Here is an 18,852-nt window from a genome sequence, read left to right on the forward strand (position 1 = left end):
GGCCCTGATCAAAGGCGGAGGGGGCAAAATCAGGTGGCATTGCGGGGCCATCAGGTTAGGCTTGAAGGTGAGTCTCATGCCACCCCGCAACCTCCGGTGGCCCACCTGCGCAGGAGAACACCATGATGCACCGCTATTCGTTGATCGCCGCAATGGCCCCCGGGCTTGCCCTGGCCACCGCGCTGCAGGCGCAGGACCCTGCACCCGAAGTTGGCTACGGGTGGGAGGAAAAGCACTCGGTCGAGGGGCAGGAATTCATGGTCGCCGCCGCCAATCCGCTGGCAGTGCAGGCGGGCTATGACGTGCTGGCTGCGGGCGGCACCGCCGTGGATGCGATGATCGCGGTGCAACTGATGCTGAACCTGGTCGAGCCGCAATCCTCTGGTATCGGGGGTGGGGCGTTCATGCTCTACTGGGATGCCTCCACCGGATTGCTGACCACATTCGATGCGCGCGAAACCGCGCCTGCCGCCGCCACGCCAGAGCGGTTCCTGGACGAGAATGGCGAGAAAGTGCCGTTCAAACAGGCGATCTCGGGCGGGCAGGCGGTGGGCGTGCCGGGCATCCTGCGGCTGATGGAGGTCAGCCACAACCTCTATGGCAAACTGCCCTGGGCCGATCTGTTCCAAGCCACTATCGAGTCCGCTGAGGCCGGTTTCGAAGTGTCGCCGCGCATGGCAAACTCATTGCAAAGCACGATCGATTTCGAGATGCCGCTGGATGTGCATCCGGGCGCAGATGTCTATTTCTTTGATGAGGCCGGGGCACCTCTGACCGAGGGCACGTTGCTGAAAAACCCCGAATTTGCCGAGACCCTGCGCATTCTGGCCGCTGAGGGCGCGCATGCGTTTTATAGCGGCCCCATCGCCGAGGATATCGTGGCCGCCGTCGCCGCGACTTCGACGGTGGAAAACAACATCACCCTGCAGGATATGGCCGATTACCGGGTCAAGATCCGTCCGGCGGTCTGTGCGCCTTACCGGGCCTATGATGTCTGCGGGATGGGGCCGCCGACCTCGGGCGGTCTGACGGTCGGGCAGATTCTGGGTATCCTCGACAAGTTCGACATCAAGGATATGGGCTGGTCGCCGGAATTTGTGCATCTCTATGCCGAAGCCGCCAAGCTCGCCTATGCCGACCGTGGGCTTTACATGGCCGATAGCGACTATGTTGATGTCCCGGTCAAGGGGCTGCTGGATTCGGCCTATCTGGCCGAGCGTGCCAAGCTGATCGACCAGATCAACGCCAGCGAAAAGCGCGAAGCCGGCAATCCACCCTATCAGGAAAGCGCGCTGAATCTGGCACCTTCCAAGAATCCGGGCCGCCCCGGCACCAGCCATATCGTGATCCGAGATGGCTATGGCAACGCGCTGTCGATGACGACGACGATCGAGACATTCTTTGGCAGCCGGGTCTTTGCGCGCGGATTCCTGCTGAACAACCAACTGACCGATTTCGACCGCGCGCCAAAAGATGGCGACCGGCTTGTGGCGAACCGGGTCGAAGGCGGCAAGCGCCCGCGCAGTTCCATGGCCCCGACTATCGTGATGAAGGATGGCGCGCCTTACCTGCTGGTCGGCTCACCCGGAGGCAGCCGGATCATCAACTATGTCGCCAAGACGATCATCGCGATCCTCGATTGGGACATGGACCCGCAGGACGCCATCGAGACCGGGCATTTCGTGCATCGCAACACCGGCGCTGTCGACCTGGAAGAGGGCACCAGCGCGGCGGGCTTTTCCGAGGCGCTTGGTGGCAAGGGACATGAGGTGAATGCGCGCGACCTCAACAGCGGGCTGCATGCGATCCTGATCAAGGACGGCAAACTGATCGGTGCCGCCGACCCGCGTCGCGAAGGCATCGCGATGGGGCGCTGAAACGCTACCCGCCCAGCTTGGCGTGTACCTCGTCCAGATCGATCTCTCCGGTCGGCATCTTGTTGGCCGGGTTTTCGAAATCGTATTTGAACAGATCGAAATCGCGCTTGTAGATTTCATAGACCATGTGCATCGACAGGTCGTCGAAGTAATCCTCGACCGGGTGCTTTCGCTTGGGCCCATGCCCCTCGGATTCGTTGAATCGTGGCACCGTCGCCAGATCGACCTGATGCGGGGTGTCGATCGCATCGACAACCTGCTGCATGCCGTCATTGAAGGCCTCGGTCCAGAAGATATTGTCGTATTGCCCGCCATTGCTGATGAAGGTTGAAACATGGCCCGACATGGCGGACCAGTGAATGTCCGGATCCATCGGGCGACGCCAGCGGATGGTGTCACGGGCAAATAGTAGAAAGCGGCGAAAGCTCGCGATCTGATCGAAGTCCTGCTTGCCGTCTTCGCCGCCCACCTCGACCCCGTATTTGTAGACCAGCATCGGTACCATGTTGCCGCGATAGCGGCTGCCATTGCGCTGGATGCCGCAGATCTTGTCGAAGAATGAGCTCAGTATCCGGGTATAAGGGTTGCGCACGCAGGTGAAGGCATAAGATTTGTGGGTCTGCACGTTATGGGTAATCGGCTGCTGGCTGGCCTCCAGCGCCCATTTGTGCAGGCCGGATTGCGCATCATGGATATCGCCGTCGAAAAACTGCCCGTGGTCGGAAAAATACATAATCTGACCGATGGTCGAACAGGCGCATTTTGGCACCACACGATAGACCACGCTTTCGCTTTCAGTCATCCAGGTTCCTGGAAAGCCCATCTGCCTTGCCTCCTGTCCCCGCTTCGTCATAATTGACCGCAGGCGTCTTGACCTTAAAACAAGCAAAAATATTCCGTTTGTTCAATCGGTGTTAGCGGCGAATGGGCAAATGGCGGGCAGAAACAGGGACTGATCGATAAAAATGGCAAAAATCGCCTATATCCTTCTCTGCCACAAGGATCCCGACGCGATCATCCTGCAGGCCGAGCGCCTGACGGCGGCAAGCGATTACATGTCGATCCACTTCGATGCGCGTGCCAAACCCGAGCATTTTCAGAAGATTCAAAAGGTTCTGCGCGAGAACCCAAATGTCACCTTCGCCCGCAAGCGCATCAAATGCGGTTGGGGGGAATGGTCGCTGGTGCAGGCCTCGCTCAACGCCATCGAAGCGGCGGTCGAGGCATTCCCCGATGCCACGCATTTCTACATGCTCTCGGGCGATTGCATGGCGATCAAGACGGCGGAATATGCCCACGAGTTTCTGGATGACCATGACAAGGACTTCGTTGAAAGCGTCGATTTCTTCGAAAGCTACTGGATCAAGACAGGCATGCGGGAAGAGCGGCTGATCTATCGCCACTACTTCAACGAGCGCAAGCACAAGCACCTGTTCTATGCCTCGTTCAATCTGCAAAAGAAGCTGGGTCTGACACGAGAGATTCCCGGCGACCTCCAGATGATGATCGGCAGCCAATGGTGGTGCCTGAGGCGACTTACCATTGAGGCGATCCTGGAATTCACCCGCACCCGACGCGACGTGATGCGGTTCTTCCGCACCACCTGGATTCCGGATGAGACTTTTTTTCAGACGCTGGTGCGCCACCTGATCCCCGAGGAAGAGATCGACAGCCGCACGCTGACCTTTCTGATGTTCTCCGATTACGGCATGCCGGTCAGCTTCTACAACGATCACTATGACCTGTTGCTGAGCCAGGATTTCCTGTTTGCACGCAAGATCAGCCCCGAGGCGAAAGAGCTGAAGATTCGTCTTGGTCGGCTTTATGCCTCGCGCGGGGTCGACTTTCAGATTTCGAACGAGGGGCGCAGTCTTTACAAATTCCTGACAGGGCGAGGTCGCATCGGGCGTCGCTTTGCGATGCGGTTCTGGGAAACCGAAAGCTCGCTGGGTCGCGAGCGCGAATTGATGATCGTGGTCTGCAAGAAGTGGCATGTGGCCAAGCGCTTGCTGGAACAGATCCGCCAGGTCACCAATCTGCCCGCCATCGATTATCTGTTCGACGAGGAGGCCACACCGCTGCCGGATCTGGGCGGCATTCAGGCCACGCTTGGCAAACGCACCCGCCACCGCCGCGCGTTGATGCGAATGCTGTTTGAGTATTTCGACAGCGACCGGCTGGTGATCTGCATGGACCCGTCGAATATCGACCTGCTGAACGATTTCTATTCCGACCGCTCAAAGACCCGCATTCTGGAAATCGAGTGCCAGTTCAGCGATGACTACCTCATCGGCCATGCCCGGCGGGTTGGTCTGGCAGGAGAGCGCACGTCAAAAGCAACGCTTGAGCGGCTGCTGCCCACCATCCGCAATGACCTGACCTATGAAGCAGACCGAATACGCGACGCGGGCTTTGAGAAATATGGTCGCATCCACCAGAGTGCTGAGCCGGAAGTGAACGCCGAAAAGCTCGCCGCGTTCCTGTCCACCTCAGTTGAACAGGGCCAGCAGATCGCGACGACCGATCATCTTTACGCCGATTGAGCACTCTACTTGGCCTTTGAACCGCCCAGCCAACGACTCAGCCGCCCCCGTTTCTCCGCGATAGCGTCGCCCGCCGCGTAGAGGTTATCCTCAACGTTCTCCAGCATCGGATCGATCCGGCGCTGGCGGAAGCGGCGCCAGCGGACATAGAGCGCCCAGAGCAGGGCAAAGAACACCGTCAGGAAGATGATATTGAACCAGTTGACGATCTTGTAGTCGGGCCCGTCAACCGCCTTGAGTTTCACCGCGTTGGGGAAGATCGACAGGAATTCGCTGCGCCAGCCATAGTGCCGCATCACAGCCCATTTGGGGGCGTCGGCGGTCGACTTCATATCTGCCGCTTCGGCCTGCAGGTTCGAGGAGTGCACCTTGAAATAGGGCGGCCAGCCCCAGCCGGTATCCTCGTTGCGATAGACCATGACCTTACCGTTGGCCTTGCGTGTCTGGATGAAGAACACGTCCCGGTTTGGTGTCGTGGTGTCGTTGCCAACATCCGCGCGCGACCAGAACAGGCTGTTTTCGCCCGGATCGATGCGCTTTTCATAGGTATCGGTGATCCGCACCACGTCATATTGCGGCAGCGTATAGTTCAGCACTGCGGCGATTGTGCCCCAGAAGAGAATGATGAATGCCCATTTGACATAGACCATGGCGGGTCCTCACATGAAATTCGTTACGTAGATCAGCACTGCGATCAGCCCGAGCGGCACGACATAGACCCCAAAGATCAGCTTGCGGCGGAATGAGGCATCATACTTCTTCAGACCCCTGTTGATAAAGGCATCCCGGTCACCCCTCATGCCCTTGTCCCGCCACCGCGCCTCAAGCTTGTCGCGCCGCACACGCCGGGAATAGAGCGACAGGCAGACATAGACAACCGTCAGAACGACGAGCAGCGGGATCAAAAATCTCAGCGCCGCGATCAACCGGACGTCTCCTCGGTAAGCTTCGGGTTTCCCTGAGAATGTTGCAAATGGGCCCGGTTGTGAAAAGGGGAAAGCGGTCGGACCGAATGCCGCGACCCGACGATCTGGATCGCTCGGCAGGCGAAACTGGCCCTTTCGCATGGGCGCAGGCTCAACTAGCGTTACGTCAACGATCTGTATAGCCGGATTTCGACAACTTTCGGAGACCTGAAATGCTCGACGCGACCACTGACCTGAAATCAATGCTGAAAGACCCCTCGCTGCTGGTCACGCAAGCCTATATCAACGGGCAATGGGTGGATGGCGAGAATGGCACATTCGCGGTCACCAACCCGGCGCGCGGCGATGTGATCGCCGAGGTTGCCGATCTGAGTCGGGCGCAAGTGACCGAAGCGATTGCCGCCGCAGAGGCCGCGCAGAAGGACTGGGCCAAACTGACCGGCAAAGAGCGCGCGGTGATCCTGCGCCGCTGGTTCGATCTGATGATGGAAAACGCCGAGGATCTGGGCAAGATCCTCAGCGCCGAACAGGGCAAACCCCTGGCCGAGGCGGTGGGCGAGATCGGGTATGGGGCTTCGTTCATCGAGTTCTTTGGTGAGCAGGCAAAGCGGATTTATGGCGAGACAATCCCGGGCCATCAGCGCGACAAGCGGATCATGGTGTTGAAACAGCCCATCGGCGTCGCGGCGTCGATCACGCCGTGGAACTTTCCCAACGCAATGATCACCCGCAAGGCCGCACCCGCGTTGGCCGCAGGCTGTGCCTTTGTCGCGCGCCCCGCCTCTGAAACCCCGCTTTCGGCGCTGGTGATGGGCGTTCTAGCCGAACGGGCGGGCATTCCCGCCGGGGTGTTGAACGTTGTGCCGTCCTCTTCAGCCAGCGAGGTGGGCAAAGAGTTCTGTGAGAATCCGGTCGTGCGCAAGCTGACCTTTACCGGGTCCACCGAAGTGGGCCGTATCCTGCTGCGGCAGGCTGCGGATCAGGTGATGAAATGTTCTATGGAACTGGGCGGCAATGCACCCTTCATCGTTTTTGACGACGCCGATCTGGATGCCGCCGTCGAAGGCGCGATGCTCTGCAAGTTCCGCAACAACGGTCAGACCTGTGTCTGCGCCAACCGTATCTATGTGCAGGCCGGCGTTTATGATGCCTTTGCCGCCAAGCTGAAGGTGGCCGTCGAAAACCTCAAAGTGGGCGATGGCCTGACCGAAGGCGTGACCACCGGCCCGCTGATCAGTGATGAGGCGGTGGCCAAGGTGCAGGAACATCTTGATGATGTGACTGCCCACGGCGGGCAGGTTTTGACCGGCGGTAAACCCCACGCTCTGGGCGGGACATTTTTCGAGCCTACCGTCGTCACCGGTGTGACACAGGATATGAAGGTGGCGCAGGAGGAGACCTTCGGACCCCTCGCGCCGCTCTTCAAGTTCGAGGATGAGGATGCGGTTATCGAGATGGCCAATGACACGATCTTTGGCCTTGCCTCATATTTTTATGCCAAGGATCTGAGCCGGGTCTACAAGGTCGCCGAGGCGTTGGAATATGGCATCGTCGGCGTCAATACCGGCATCATCTCAAGTGAACTTGGGCCCTTTGGCGGGGTCAAGCAATCGGGGCTGGGTCGCGAGGGCAGCCATCACGGGATCGAAGACTATCTGGAGATGAAATACATCTGCCTGTCAGTCTGACCGGGCAAGGCGCGCCGGATGCGCGCGCCCGCCTTTCAGTATTCGAATTGCTGGCGTTCGACGAAACGGGCGAAGTGATCCCCTTTTGCGATCAACTCATCTGCGGTCCCCGCCTCGACGATCTTGCCCGCCTCCATCACAAAAATCCTGTCCGCGTCCTTGATCGTGGACAGGCGGTGGGCGATCACGATGCGCGTCATCTCAATCCCCGCAAGGGAGTCGGCAACCGTTGCCTGCGTGGCGTTGTCTAGCGAGCTGGTGGCCTCGTCCATGAACATGATCCGCGGGGTTCCGGCAAGGGCGCGCGCCAGCATCAGCCTTTGTTTTTCGCCCCCTGACAGCGTGCTGCCATCATTGACCACCGTATGCATCTGCATCGGCATGTCGCGGATGGTCTGATCCAGCCCGACCTTGGCCGCTGCCTTCCAGGCCTGTTCCAGTGTCAGCGGGCGCGATCCGGCGATATTCTCAAGGATGGTGCCGCCAAGGATTTGGTTTTCCTGCAGGACCACGGCGAATTGGCGGCGCAGCGCGGCAATGTCGAGACGCGACAGATCCTTGCCATCATAGAGGATGCTGCCATTCTGTGGCTGCTCAAAACCAAGCAGCAGGCGCAGCAGGGTGGATTTGCCGGACCCGGACGCGCCGACAATGGCCACGAATTGCCCCGGATGAATGTCCAGCGAGATGTCGTTGAGGACCGGCGGGCCGTCATTGTCATAGCCGAATGACAGACGGTTCACCTCAATCCGGCCCGTCAGCTTGCCCGGCGGCTGCTCGCCGCTGGGCTTTTCCGGGGCCGTGTCCAGAATGGGCTTCATCCGCTCATACTGGATCAGCGCGATCAGACCCAGTGGCACGCTGTTCAGCAAGCCCGTGATACCCACCATGAAACTGCCATATGCAGCGGCGAAGGCCACGAAATTACCGGCGTTTGGCGGCGCGTCGAAAATGAACTCGATCACCGCAAAGAACACCACGGTGGACAGCAGCGGGACCACCGTGTTGAAGGTGCGCAGCAAGTTCTCGACCCGGCGCGAGTTGTAGTAGTTCTTTCGCTGTTCGTTGTGATGCGAGATCAGCTTGGCGGTCACGCGGTCCTCGGCCCCGGCGATGCGCAGCTTGCGGATTCCGGTCAGCGCCTGATTGGAAAACCCGGCTAACGCCTCCTGCGCCGCGATATAGCCACGCAGATGTTTGAGCTTGGTCAGATTGGTGACAAGTGCCACCAGCAGCGTCAGCGCGGTCAGGATCAGCGCAGGCAGCGTCAGCCAGCCGCCATAGTAGATCATGACGATCAGGTTGAGCAGCGAGAAGATCGCGCCAAGCGCGGACATCGCGATCCCGCGCGACAGGACCGTGCGGATCTGCGACAAGCCCAGCGCCCGCAGGGTCAGGTTGGCTGAGTTGAAACGCCTGAAAAAGCCGGAGGGCATCCGCAGCAACCGGTGCCAGACCGCCGATTGCGCTTGGGATTCAAACAGCGTTTCGATCCGCAAAAGCGAGGTGGCTTGCAGAAACTGAAACAGCGCCGTCACGATCGCGACCGAGATCAGGACTGTGGCCACCTCCATCACCAATCCGGTTTCCGCATGCGGGATCGCGACATTGATTAGCGTCGCCATCAGCGAGGGCGTCAGCAGGCTGATCAGCCCGCCGATAATGCCGAAGGCCAGCAGCGCAACCAGATCGCGCATGCTGCCGCGCAGGCCGGTTCTGAGCAGGTCGCGAAACCCGACCTTTTCCTGCAGCAGGGTTGGATAGACGGTATGGGCCCGCTCGACCAATGTCTCGGCAAAAGCGGCATCAACTTTGCGGGTCTCGCCGGTTCGCGGATCAAAGGCCATCGCGCCGCTGCGCTTGGGCGACCAGATGGCCAGCGGGTGGCCCTCGGTGGTGCGCACGATCATCGGAAGGCTTTTGCCTTTCCACCAGCCATCGGTCAGCTGAATCTCGCGGCTGGACAGGTTGGTATCGCCCAGCAGCGCATAAAGCGGTCGAGGGCCGTCATCGTTCATGGGTTTGGCTGGCGCATCCGAGGGGTCGACCTTCAGCACGCCCGCGAGGAAATCGACCACTCTGGCGAGATCGCTTTGGGTTCCGGACGGGCGGGCAAGGGGCCGTGTCTGCTGGCTGACCTCGACCGCGTCGGCAAAGGAGCGGGTCAGCAGCTCGGCATCCTGTGCGCTGCGTCTTTGCTGCTGCGCACGGGCGCGGGTTTCAAGGCGCGCGATATTCGCGGCAAAGCCCTGCATGGCATGGCGATGAAGCAGCCGCAAACCGGGTTGGATATCGCGCTTCAAATCCAGCTCTGAACTGCGCTTCACTGTCACCTGAGCCGGTTTCGGGGTTGAAAGCCAGCTATGTTCCGCAAGTGGGAACCACGCCTCGCCCGGCTGGATTTCGGTCATGCCGCAGATCGTCAGGGATGTGTCCGCTTTCACCCAGGCGACGTCTTTTGCGCCGGCATAACATTCGGACGGTTGGATATGACCTGCAGTGACCATCCCCCGAAACACCGGCTTTTGTTTGTGATCAGCCACCAATGCCGCGTCGAGATTGGCGATCCAGCGGTCCACCGGGACACGCAGATCGGCCGCAAGGGCGGGATCGTCAAAAAGCCTTTGGGCCGAGATCTGGAACAGCCGCGTGTGTACATTGCCGTTCAGGACCAGCCCAAGCCGACGCTCGCCCTCATCGATCTGCCCCCCAAGAAGGATATCACCTGCTTCGGCGGAAAACAGGTGCTGGCGCATGCCTTCGGGCTGATCGCCCTCGGTCAGATGCGTCGCAAAAATGTCGGCCGACCCTTCGGCAACAAACCAGCAGGTTTCTGGGTCGCGCAGGACGATCGGGCCGGTGCCATAGGCGGCAAGCTCTTGTCCGTCTGAAAGAACAGCATCGCGGAGACGGTCGCGCTCCAATACCGGCATGTCAGTATTTGACGAGGTCATGAAACTGCCCTCCTGCTTGCATCAGGGTTTTGAAACTGCCGCGCTCGACCACCTTGCCCTGATCGAGCACCAGAATTTCCTCGGAATCGCGGATCGTTGACAGGCGATGGGCGATGATCAGGCAGGTGCAGCCGCGCTTGCGGATGTTCTGATCGATCTTCTGTTCCACCAGCGCATCCAGCGAACTGGTCGCCTCGTCCAGGATCAGAATGCTGGGATCCTGCGCCAGGGTGCGGGCAATCTCGAACCGTTGGGCCTCGCCGCCGCTCAGGTCGCGACCGCCTTCCAGTAGACGGCTCTGATAGCCGCCGGGCCGGCGGATGATGATGTCGTGAATCTCGGCATCCTTTGCGGCCTGGATCACCGATTCCATCGAGATCGCATCGTTCCAGAGGGTCAGGTTGTCATAGATCGTGCCTTCGAACAGGTTCGGTTCCTGCGCGACCCAGCCGATGGAACTGTCCCGCAATCCCGGCGGTATCTGGTCGCGCCGCAGCCCGTCATAGAGGATCTCGCCCGAGGCTGGATGATAAAGTCCGGCCACCATCTGCCCGATGGTCGACTTGCCGCTGCCGGTCGATCCCACCAGCGCCACCCGCGTGCCGGGCTGGATCGTCAGGTTCAGATCCTCAACCAGAAGCGGCCCGGAGGGTGTGTAGCGGAAACTGACATCGCGCAGTTCCACATGGCCGGTCAGTTTGGCGGCGTCTGCGGGCTTTGCCTGGGCAGGCGATATGAAATCATCGGCCACGTCATGCTGCAGGATGTCGTTCACCCGTGTCAGTGAAGCGCCGACACTCTGGAACTGGCTGATGAATTGCACCAGACCTTCGAAGGGACGGGAAAACGCGGTCATCAGCGCCAAAAAGGCGACCAGACCGCCAACTGTCAGTTGCCCCTCGACGATGCGGAAGCTGCCGACACCAATGATGATCGCCGTCGTTAGCGAGGCTGCAACGCTGGGCAGAATGCCGATCACGTTCATCATCCGGCCCAGCTGCTGCTCGGAATTGATCATGCGAGCATGGGTGCCCGACCAGCGGGAAAATACCTGATCCTCGCTGGCGCTGGCCTTGATCGTGTCGATCGAGCGGGTAGAGAACACGCCCACGCCCATCAGCAGCGCATTCTCGATCTCAAGCTTGAGGTTGGTATTGCGCAATACATGCTTTGCCTGAAGGCAACCGATGGTCACCGCCACGTTTATCGCAACGCCGATCGCCGTCAGCACCGGATCATAACTCACCATAACCACGGCAAAGAAGATCACCGTCAGAAAATTCGCGACATTGCGGCTGAGCTGAGTGCCCAGCATTTGCGCGATAGAGTCATTCGCCATCATCCGCGCCACCAGATCGCCCGGGCTGCGCTGTGCAAAGAAGCGGATCGGCAGCTTCATCAATCGCGATTGGAAAAAGGCCGCTCCGGTCAGCGACATCTTGTTCTCGATCTGCATCAGCGACCATTCCTGCAGCCAGGTCATCACCGCATAGGCGATCACCGCGATGATCATGGAAAACAGCAGTGGGCGCAGCACGTCAGTCGCGCCCTGTATCAAGACGGTGTCGATGAAAATCTTGGAAAAGGCTGGAATGGCCAGCCCCGGCACGATCAGCAGCAGGCTGACCAGTACCAGCATGACCAGACCCGATTTGACCTGCGCCAGACGCGAGACCATGTCGGAAAAGGCGCTTTTGCGTTTGCCGGTCCGTTCGAATTTCTCGGAGGGCTCAAAGGTCAGCGCCAAGCCGGTGAACCCGTCGCTGAACGCCTCATGCGTGATGGTGCGTGGGCCGGTTTCGGGGTCATTGATATAGACGCAGTTGCGCCCAAACCCTTCGACCACCATGAAATGCCGAAACTCCCAGAATATGATGAACGGCGCTTTGAGTTCGGCCACCTTTTCCAGGTTCAGCCGAAAGCCCTTGGCGATCAGCCCGTATTCCCGCGCCGCCCGCACCACATCCGCGGCATTGCAGCCATCGCGCGAGACGTTACAGGCCACCCGCAATTCATCCAGCGGCACCCACTTGCCGAAATGCTCCAGCATGATCCCCAGCGAGGCCGCGCCGCATTCGACCGCCTCCATCTGGATGACGGTTGGTGTTCTGACCCGGCTCATTGCACACCCACCCAGCTTTTCAGCGTCGGCAGCAACAGTGTAATCGGGGCCTGTTCGCGCACGATCACCGAGACGCTTGCCAAGGTTCCGGGGGTCAGTTCGGCATCGGCCCCGTTGGCGGAGGTCCAGATCAGATCGCCCTGAGCGTCCCGGTCCATCGAGATACGCACCAGCAGCGGCGCGCCTTCCTGTACGAACTGGTTTACCAGGTTCTGGTTCTGCAAGATCGCCATCAGCGCGTCAGAGGAGAGTGGAAATTTGGACACGTCCTGAACCGTTCCCAGAAGCGTGCCGTATTCCTCCTGCTGATAGGTCGTTGGTGACACGCGTACAGTCATGCCGGGCGTAATCAGCTTGGCCTGGTTCGCGCTGATGAAGGCCAGAGTTTCCAGTTGCGCGTTGGGCTGGATGATCGACATGACCGGACGCCCTGCATCCAGATACGCCCCCTGCGCTACCAGGATGGGCGAGATCTCGCCCGAGGCCGGCGCGTAGATCGTCTCGGTTTGTGCGACCGCATCCTCCAGCTCGCGTACCTGCACGTTCAGTTCGGACTGATGGCGTTCCAGGTCGAGCATACGCTGACGCCACGACGTCACGCGCTCCTCGCGATTGAGATCGAGCTGCGCGATGTCGTTGTTGACGCTTTCGATTTCCTGCCGCGCCTGGAAATACTGGCTACGCATTTCGTCAACCGCCGCGACATTGGTGATGCCGCGTTCAAGCAGCTTTTCATTGCCCGTCAGGCGGCTTTCGAAGGCCTCGACCATCTCCTGGGTCTGTTCAAGTTTGCTTTCCATCGCGACACGTTGCAGACCTTGCAGCCTGTCAAACTCCGTAAGCTCTGACTCCATCATGGCCTTGTTGTCCGCGACCGACTGCGCCGCCTCCTGTGCCAGCAGGCGGGTTTGTTCCAAGTGCCCGACAAGCGTGGGGTTGGACACGGTTCCAAGAATGTCACCCGCCTCGACAACGTCGCCTTGTCCGGCCTTCAGCCGGGTCAGCGTGCCGTCACCAAGGGCGACGACCTCGGTCACCTCGGCGTCCTGATAGACGACAAAGGCCGGCCCGATGACACGTGTCTGGATTGTCCCGCCAAAGCCCCAGGTCACAAGCGCGCCAAACCCGAGCAGCAGAACACATAGCAAGACCCAGCTCATCGGAGAGGTCACCGCGACGGCAACTTTCAACTCTTCCGGGGTTGAGAGTTTTTTGAGGGCTTTCTCTCGGAACTGCATATCTCACCTCGTCCGGCTATTGTCATGCGGGGGATTGAAAAGGGGCCGCCGTGTCTTCAGAGAAAGATGTGAAAGTGCTGAATTGATTTCAACTGACCGGAAATTTCGGAAGTGCCTTGCGCAATCCGTTTGAGAATTTGGAAACAACGCCAATACTCTGTTTTAAAATGATTTTTTGTGGAGTCTCGCGTTGATTGGACTTGTGCCTGATCGCAACCTGAAACGACGTTAAAAATTTTTCATGCTCATGACAGTTATTCGCAATACGCGTTCTCCAAATAGTATTGTGAGGTGCGTAAATAGTAACAAGTAATAACGCGCGCCTTTGGAATACGGTATATATATGGGGGGAAATACCGTGAATAATAAAGAGATACCAAAAGTCGATAATGAGTCAGCGTTCTTGGGGAAGCTGCGCGACGATCCGAAATTCGCAAACTTCAGCGAAGCAAGCCCTAAAGCGGCGCTCCGAGAACTTGGAATAGATCTGCCGAAGGGTGTCGAATTAAAAGCCGTAAGGGATACAGATACAGTAAAATATCTGCATATTCCCCAAGCTCCGGTCGAAGGTGAGATTGCAGATTCCGATTTGATGAATGTGCAGGGTGGCACAACGCCGGTCTGTATTACTGGGGCGATTGCCATTTACTTTACGGCTGTTTCTGCTGTTGGTACCAACGGTACTTTTCGTTGATACAGGCGTTTTTCGTAAACCGCGCCCAAGCCTCTGGATGCGGAAGCTTGGGTGTATGTGTTTGAAATAAATAGCTTTATCGCAATCAGAAAATTTGAAATATACATAAATTTCCGCATTAACGGCAATTAATCTTCTCTACACACCCGGCAAACACAGCGTACTTACTTCATTTCTGCAGGCGGAGGAAATCTAAATCGCCAATAGGCACCAGATCTCCAAAGCCACCTGCAAACGATGAAACAGTCACAGTTCAATTGGAGGAAAGAACGCCATGACCAAGTCCAAGGAATTCTATCAGGAAAAGCTCGCAGCCCTTTATGACCGCGCCTGGAACGACGAGTCGTTCAGCGCGCGTCTGGAAAACGACGCAAAGGCTGCTGTCGAGGAATATGTGGGCGAGATGCCCGCAAATGTAGATGTGAAAGTAGTCCGTGATACGGGCAACGTGAAATACCTGCACATCCCGAACCCGCCGGTCGAGCGTGAGATCCCCGATGCGGATCTGATGCAGGCACGCGGCGGCACGTTCTGGAACTGCGCCACCGTGATCGGCGACCCGGCAACCACCGTGATCGGGACCAGCCTTGTGCCGCAGCCGACCGTGCCCAACAACGACTTCTGAGGCATGCAGCCCTTACGGGTCCGGGCGACGAACGTGCGCTCGGACCCGCAAATACCATGCAAATCATACACAGATTGGAGGGTGTCATGACCCATATTCAGGAAATTTCCAACACTGCCACCTCGGCCTTTCTCGACCGTGTGTGGAGCGATGAGGCATTTGCAGCGCGTCTGGAAAGTGACCCCAAATCCGCTATGGCCGAGTATTTCGGAGACATGCCGGAAGACCTCGAAGTGAAGGTCGTGCGGGACACCCCGAGTGTGAAGCACCTCCATATTCCGGCGGCCCCGGTTCAGGGCGAGATTGATGAAAGCGATCTGATGGGCGCGCAGGGTGGCACCACCAATGCCTGCATCACCATCCAGACCTGCATCGGGCTGTCCTGCCCGCCGATTTCGGCGCCATTTCCGACGATAACCGTTGGCAATCCCTGAAACATCCTGATCAGGAAGGGACGTCCCGATGAGCAGCCCTCAACACGACAGCAGCCAGAACCTTGCAGCTCTTTATGAGCGCGCCTGGAATGACGACGCGTTTGCGGCGCTGCTGGAACGCGATCCCAGAGCAGCTCTCGAAGATATCTACGGGGCACTGCCCGAGGATATCGACGTGCGTGTGGTGCGCGATACAGGTGACACCAAATACCTGCACATTCCTGCCGCCCCTTTTGACCGCGAATTGTCCGACGCCGATCTGATCGGTGCCCAGGGCGGAACCACTTGGGTGTGCGTCGGGACCATCGTTTCCGCAGCATCCGCGATCTCGATCGAGATCACCCTTTAGGACAACACCTCGCACTGCCATGCCTTTCGGGCGTGGCAGTCCAACCCCACCCCCTCAGATATCGAGGCCCAATCTCCAGAACCCATTCGAACAGAAAGAGAAAGCCAATGACCCTTCTTGAAAACAGCAATGACATCACCGGAAATGCCAGCAGAGTTGAGGCGCAGGAGCGTTTCAGCCATGCCGAATTGCAGGCGCTGGCCGCGAGCGCGTCCTCGCTCGATGAACGTTTGCAGGACCGCACCGCCTTTGCCCCTGCCGCAGACAAGGCCGAGCGCGCCGAGAAGGTTTTCGCAGATTGGGCCCATACGGTGTCTGGCGGGGACGCTCAGGTGTTCGAGAATGTGTGCAAGGCACGCGAAGTCGACCGTCAGTCGGATGTTGCGCTGTTCGGGCCAGTGGGCCCGACCGGGCAGGATCTGCCCGCTTGGGCGTTGACGTTTGAATGGGTGTTCGACGCAATCGCCCTCGCGCCCGAAGCGCAGGATGTGGCGCGTTTGGCCAGCGATCCCAAGAGGCCCTTCGAAGAGCTGTTCTATACGCTTGTCAGCGAGGTGCGGCGGCGCCGCGACGCCCAGGTTGACCCGGAGATGATGGGTTCCTTCACGCCTGACGGGTTGGACCATCTGGATCGCTCGCTGCTGCAGCCCCTGACCGATATCTGCGTCCGCGCTCTGAACGACCGGTTTGCGCTGAGCGTGCAGACCCAGGGCTATGGCGGCGGTCTGGCCGCCATGCTGGGCGGCGACGCGCTGCTGGAAAAGGTGCCGGGGTTTGTGGCCTCGTTCCGGGCCACGGGGTTGAAGCAGTTCTTTGTGGAACGCCCCGTTCTGGCCCGCCTGATCGCAACGCTTGTCGAGCAGTGGCAGGCTGTGACGGTCGAGTTCATCGAACGGCTGCATGCCGACCGGTTGACCCGTATCGTTGATCTGACCGGCGACGCTGCCCTTGGCCGGGTGGCTGAGATCGGCGCTAGCCTGTCAGACCTGCACAATGAGGGCCGGTCTGTCTATCAGGTGACCTTCGAAAGCGGCACCAAGGTGGGCTACAAGCCAAAATCGCTGGATATTGACGCAGCCTGGGCCTCTCTGATCGATTGGCTCGATGCCAATGGCGCGCCAGCCTCGGCCGGTACACCCGACGTGGCGGCCTGCGGCGATTATGGCTGGGTCGAATGGGTTGCCCCGAAGGACTGCGAAACGGCCGATGAGGCGGCGGAGTTCTTTCACCGCTCCGGTGCGACGCTCTGCCTGATCCGGGCGCTTCAGGGCAATGATTTCCATTTCGAGAACATCATTGCGCAGGGGCCGGTCCCGGTGCCCGTCGATCTGGAAACCATCATGGTGGCCCGGATCAAGGACACCCAAGAGATCGAGCCCGAGGCTGAGGCCATGGTCGAAGCGTATCGCAGCCTTGAGGACTCGGTGTTCACCAGCGGTTACCTGCCGGGCTGGACATCAGTTCCCGGTGGCGCGGCGGTGCTGATGGGTGGCCTAGACGCCCATGAAACACTTGCCTCTCGTGCTGGAGGCTCGGAAGAGTTTAAAGCGCTCGGCAATGTGCCCAATCTGAATGGCGTTCCCCTGCAGGTGAATGACTATGGCCCGGAACTGCTGGCCGGATATGAGGCGATGTTTGCCTATTTGCAGCAGCATGGCGCAATTATCGCAGCCAAAGGCGGGGTGCTTGATGTCTTTGACGGTCTCCGGTTCCGGTCCGTGCTGCGCGCCACCCGACTCTATGGCTTCCTGCAGCATCGCGCTCTTGGTCGCCAGTCCGTCAGCGATGGCGCGGCATGGAGCCAGAATTTCGACTTCCTCTACCGGTCCTCGGTGACGCGCGATGGGGCCGGGCCGCTGGCGGCTGTCTGCCACTATGAATCCACCTGCATGGCGGGCTATAACGTGCCCTTCTTCGAAGGCACTACCAACAGTACCGATCTGATCTGCGGCGATGGCAGCGTGGTTCCGGATTTCTTCCGCACGCCCTGCCTGACGGAAATACGCGAACGCCTTTCAGACATGTCTGATGATCTGCTGGAGTTTGACCTCATGATCATCCGTCAGGCGCTCAGCTCGACCGAGTTGGACCCGAACGCCACCGGCACAGCACGCGCCCCGGCAACCGATATCGCGCCAGTGACAGCAGACCAGTTGATCGCAACGGCGCAGATGATTGCCAGTCGCGTGGAAAAATCGGCGATCCGCAAAAGCCGCAGCCAGACCTGGATGTGCCTCGCTCCTGTGACGGCAGATGAGCGCGCGCTGCAACTGCAACCGCTCGGCAATACCTTCCTGACCGGTACTATCGGTATCGCGATGTTTGAAGCCGCGCTTTACCGCGTTACCGGTGACGAGAAGCACCGCGTCGAGGCGATGGCCATTCTGGACACCACCCGGCATGCGGTCGAAAACCTCGACACCCTGCGTGTCATGGCCAAACTTGCCCCGCTGGGCCTCGTTTCGGGCATTGGCGGTGTGATCTACGGTCTGGTGACGCTTGCGGATATGCTGGACGAGCCGTCGCTCTTGGAGGCCGCAAAGGTCTTTGCAAGCCTGCTGGACGAAGAGCGCCTGAAGGCCGAGGAGGACTCCAGCCTGTCGAGCGGTGTCGCTGGTGCGCTGGTGGGTCTGATCGCACTGTATGAAAAAGCCCCCGCCGATCGCTATCGCGACCTTATCGCGGCAGGCGCGGCTGCGCTGATCGAGGCGCGCAAGGAGGCGCCCTTTGGTGGCAAGGCCTGGCGCGACCGGACCTGGCGGGTGCCGCAGGTCGGGCTGATGCATGGCGCAAGCGGTATCGCCCTAGCGCTGCACCGGGCGGCCAACCTGTTGGGCGATGATGATGTGCGCGCCGCAGCGCAGGAGGCTGTCGCCTTCGAAACCGCGCTGCTGGATCGCTACGGCTACTGGCCGGACCTGCGCGATCTCGCCACCCTTGAGGAGGACACGGCAACCAAACCCGCGCTGGACTATGCCAATGGCGTAGCCGGTATCGGGCTGGCACGCCTGTCCATGGGGGACGAGCTTGCCGGAGCTGATGAGGGGCGGGTCGTCACCCTACTGGACGCGGCCCCGATGGAGGTCACCGATGGTGTCTTCGCTGGTCAGTTCGGCAGGCTTGCCTTTCTGGCCGAGATGGCCCGCAGCAGCGATGCACCGGGTCTTGCGACCAAACTGGGTCGCGAAACGGCCACGGCAATGCAACAGGCGGAAGCGGCGGGCAGCTTTGCTTGGCGCAATGGCTCAGATGGCCAGAACCCGACCCTGTTCGCGGGCTCGGCTGGCGTTGGCCTGACCCTGCTGCGCATGGCGCGCCCGGATCTGGTGCCCAACATCTGGGCGTTTGAAACCGGGTCGACCAACTCAGCCAACCCCACTTGAATTCTGAGAAAAGGAGACT

The 18,852-nt window shown here is 59.6% G+C and carries 14 protein-coding genes; 8 read left to right on the forward strand and 6 right to left on the reverse strand.

The features are described 5' to 3' along the window. The first annotated feature begins 122 nt into the window (after positions 1-122). Entirely contained in the window at positions 123-1,877 is a 1,755-nt protein-coding gene (gene ggt, locus Q5Y75_RS18100; protein ID WP_306200141.1) for a gamma-glutamyltransferase, read from the forward strand. A gap of 4 nt (positions 1,878-1,881) precedes the next feature. Here ggt and Q5Y75_RS18105 read toward each other — a convergent pair whose 3' ends face one another. Further along, on the reverse strand, positions 1,882-2,700 hold the full coding sequence (locus tag Q5Y75_RS18105) for a sulfotransferase family protein (RefSeq protein ID WP_306200144.1): 819 nt from the start codon (positions 2,698-2,700) through the stop codon (positions 1,882-1,884). Between the two features lie 142 nt (positions 2,701-2,842). Between Q5Y75_RS18105 and Q5Y75_RS18110 the strand changes: the two genes are divergently transcribed. Next, the gene (locus Q5Y75_RS18110; RefSeq protein WP_306200147.1) at positions 2,843-4,420 is read left to right on the forward strand and encodes a DUF5928 domain-containing protein; all 1,578 of its coding nucleotides are present in this window, start codon (positions 2,843-2,845) and stop codon (positions 4,418-4,420) included. 5 nt (positions 4,421-4,425) lie between these two features. Here Q5Y75_RS18110 and Q5Y75_RS18115 read toward each other — a convergent pair whose 3' ends face one another. Next, entirely contained in the window at positions 4,426-5,070 is a 645-nt protein-coding gene (locus tag Q5Y75_RS18115) for a DUF1523 family protein (RefSeq protein WP_306200150.1), read from the reverse strand. Positions 5,071-5,079: 9 nt separating this feature from the next. After that, the gene (locus tag Q5Y75_RS18120; RefSeq protein WP_306200153.1) at positions 5,080-5,346 is read right to left on the reverse strand and encodes a hypothetical protein; all 267 of its coding nucleotides are present in this window, start codon (positions 5,344-5,346) and stop codon (positions 5,080-5,082) included. A 212-nt stretch (positions 5,347-5,558) separates the two neighbouring features. On the opposite strand from Q5Y75_RS18120, the gene Q5Y75_RS18125 reads away from it, so the two are divergent. Next, positions 5,559-7,034 (forward strand): NAD-dependent succinate-semialdehyde dehydrogenase, encoded by a 1,476-nt coding sequence (locus Q5Y75_RS18125; protein ID WP_306200155.1) that lies wholly within the window; start codon positions 5,559-5,561, stop codon positions 7,032-7,034. A gap of 35 nt (positions 7,035-7,069) precedes the next feature. Here Q5Y75_RS18125 and Q5Y75_RS18130 read toward each other — a convergent pair whose 3' ends face one another. From Q5Y75_RS18130 to Q5Y75_RS18140, 3 genes are read right to left on the reverse strand one after another with little or no spacing between them, the layout of a single operon-like run. Beyond that, complete coding sequence (locus Q5Y75_RS18130) at positions 7,070-9,988, reverse strand: NHLP bacteriocin export ABC transporter permease/ATPase subunit (protein ID WP_306200158.1); 2,919 nt, start codon at positions 9,986-9,988, stop codon at positions 7,070-7,072. Next, complete coding sequence (locus tag Q5Y75_RS18135) at positions 9,969-12,110, reverse strand: NHLP family bacteriocin export ABC transporter peptidase/permease/ATPase subunit (RefSeq protein WP_306200162.1); 2,142 nt, start codon at positions 12,108-12,110, stop codon at positions 9,969-9,971. The genes Q5Y75_RS18130 and Q5Y75_RS18135 overlap by 20 nt, the downstream gene beginning before the upstream one ends. Then, complete coding sequence (locus tag Q5Y75_RS18140; RefSeq protein WP_306200165.1) at positions 12,107-13,348, reverse strand: NHLP bacteriocin system secretion protein; 1,242 nt, start codon at positions 13,346-13,348, stop codon at positions 12,107-12,109. The genes Q5Y75_RS18135 and Q5Y75_RS18140 overlap by 4 nt, the downstream gene beginning before the upstream one ends. Before the next feature lie 358 nt (positions 13,349-13,706). Here Q5Y75_RS18140 and Q5Y75_RS18145 point away from each other — a divergent pair, with 358 nt between their 5' ends. The 5 genes from Q5Y75_RS18145 to Q5Y75_RS18165 all read left to right on the forward strand — a co-directional run bounded on the left by Q5Y75_RS18145 (position 13,707) and on the right by Q5Y75_RS18165 (position 18,833). Continuing rightward, entirely contained in the window at positions 13,707-14,042 is a 336-nt protein-coding gene (locus tag Q5Y75_RS18145; RefSeq protein ID WP_306200168.1) for a hypothetical protein, read from the forward strand. A gap of 274 nt (positions 14,043-14,316) precedes the next feature. Further along, the gene (locus Q5Y75_RS18150; protein ID WP_306200170.1) at positions 14,317-14,667 is read left to right on the forward strand and encodes a hypothetical protein; all 351 of its coding nucleotides are present in this window, start codon (positions 14,317-14,319) and stop codon (positions 14,665-14,667) included. Between the two features lie 86 nt (positions 14,668-14,753). After that, positions 14,754-15,101, forward strand: coding sequence for a hypothetical protein (locus Q5Y75_RS18155; RefSeq protein ID WP_306200172.1), 348 nt, complete (start codon positions 14,754-14,756; stop codon positions 15,099-15,101). A gap of 28 nt (positions 15,102-15,129) precedes the next feature. Continuing rightward, positions 15,130-15,450, forward strand: a complete 321-nt coding sequence (locus Q5Y75_RS18160; RefSeq protein WP_306200175.1) for a hypothetical protein — start codon at positions 15,130-15,132, stop codon at positions 15,448-15,450. Positions 15,451-15,557: 107 nt separating this feature from the next. Continuing rightward, positions 15,558-18,833, forward strand: coding sequence for a type 2 lanthipeptide synthetase LanM family protein (locus tag Q5Y75_RS18165; protein WP_306200178.1), 3,276 nt, complete (start codon positions 15,558-15,560; stop codon positions 18,831-18,833). Positions 18,834-18,852 lie beyond the last annotated feature (19 nt).

Origin of the sequence: Ruegeria discodermiae (assembly GCF_030758345.1) — a bacterium.
Taxonomy (GTDB): Bacteria; Pseudomonadota; Alphaproteobacteria; order Rhodobacterales; family Rhodobacteraceae; genus Ruegeria_C.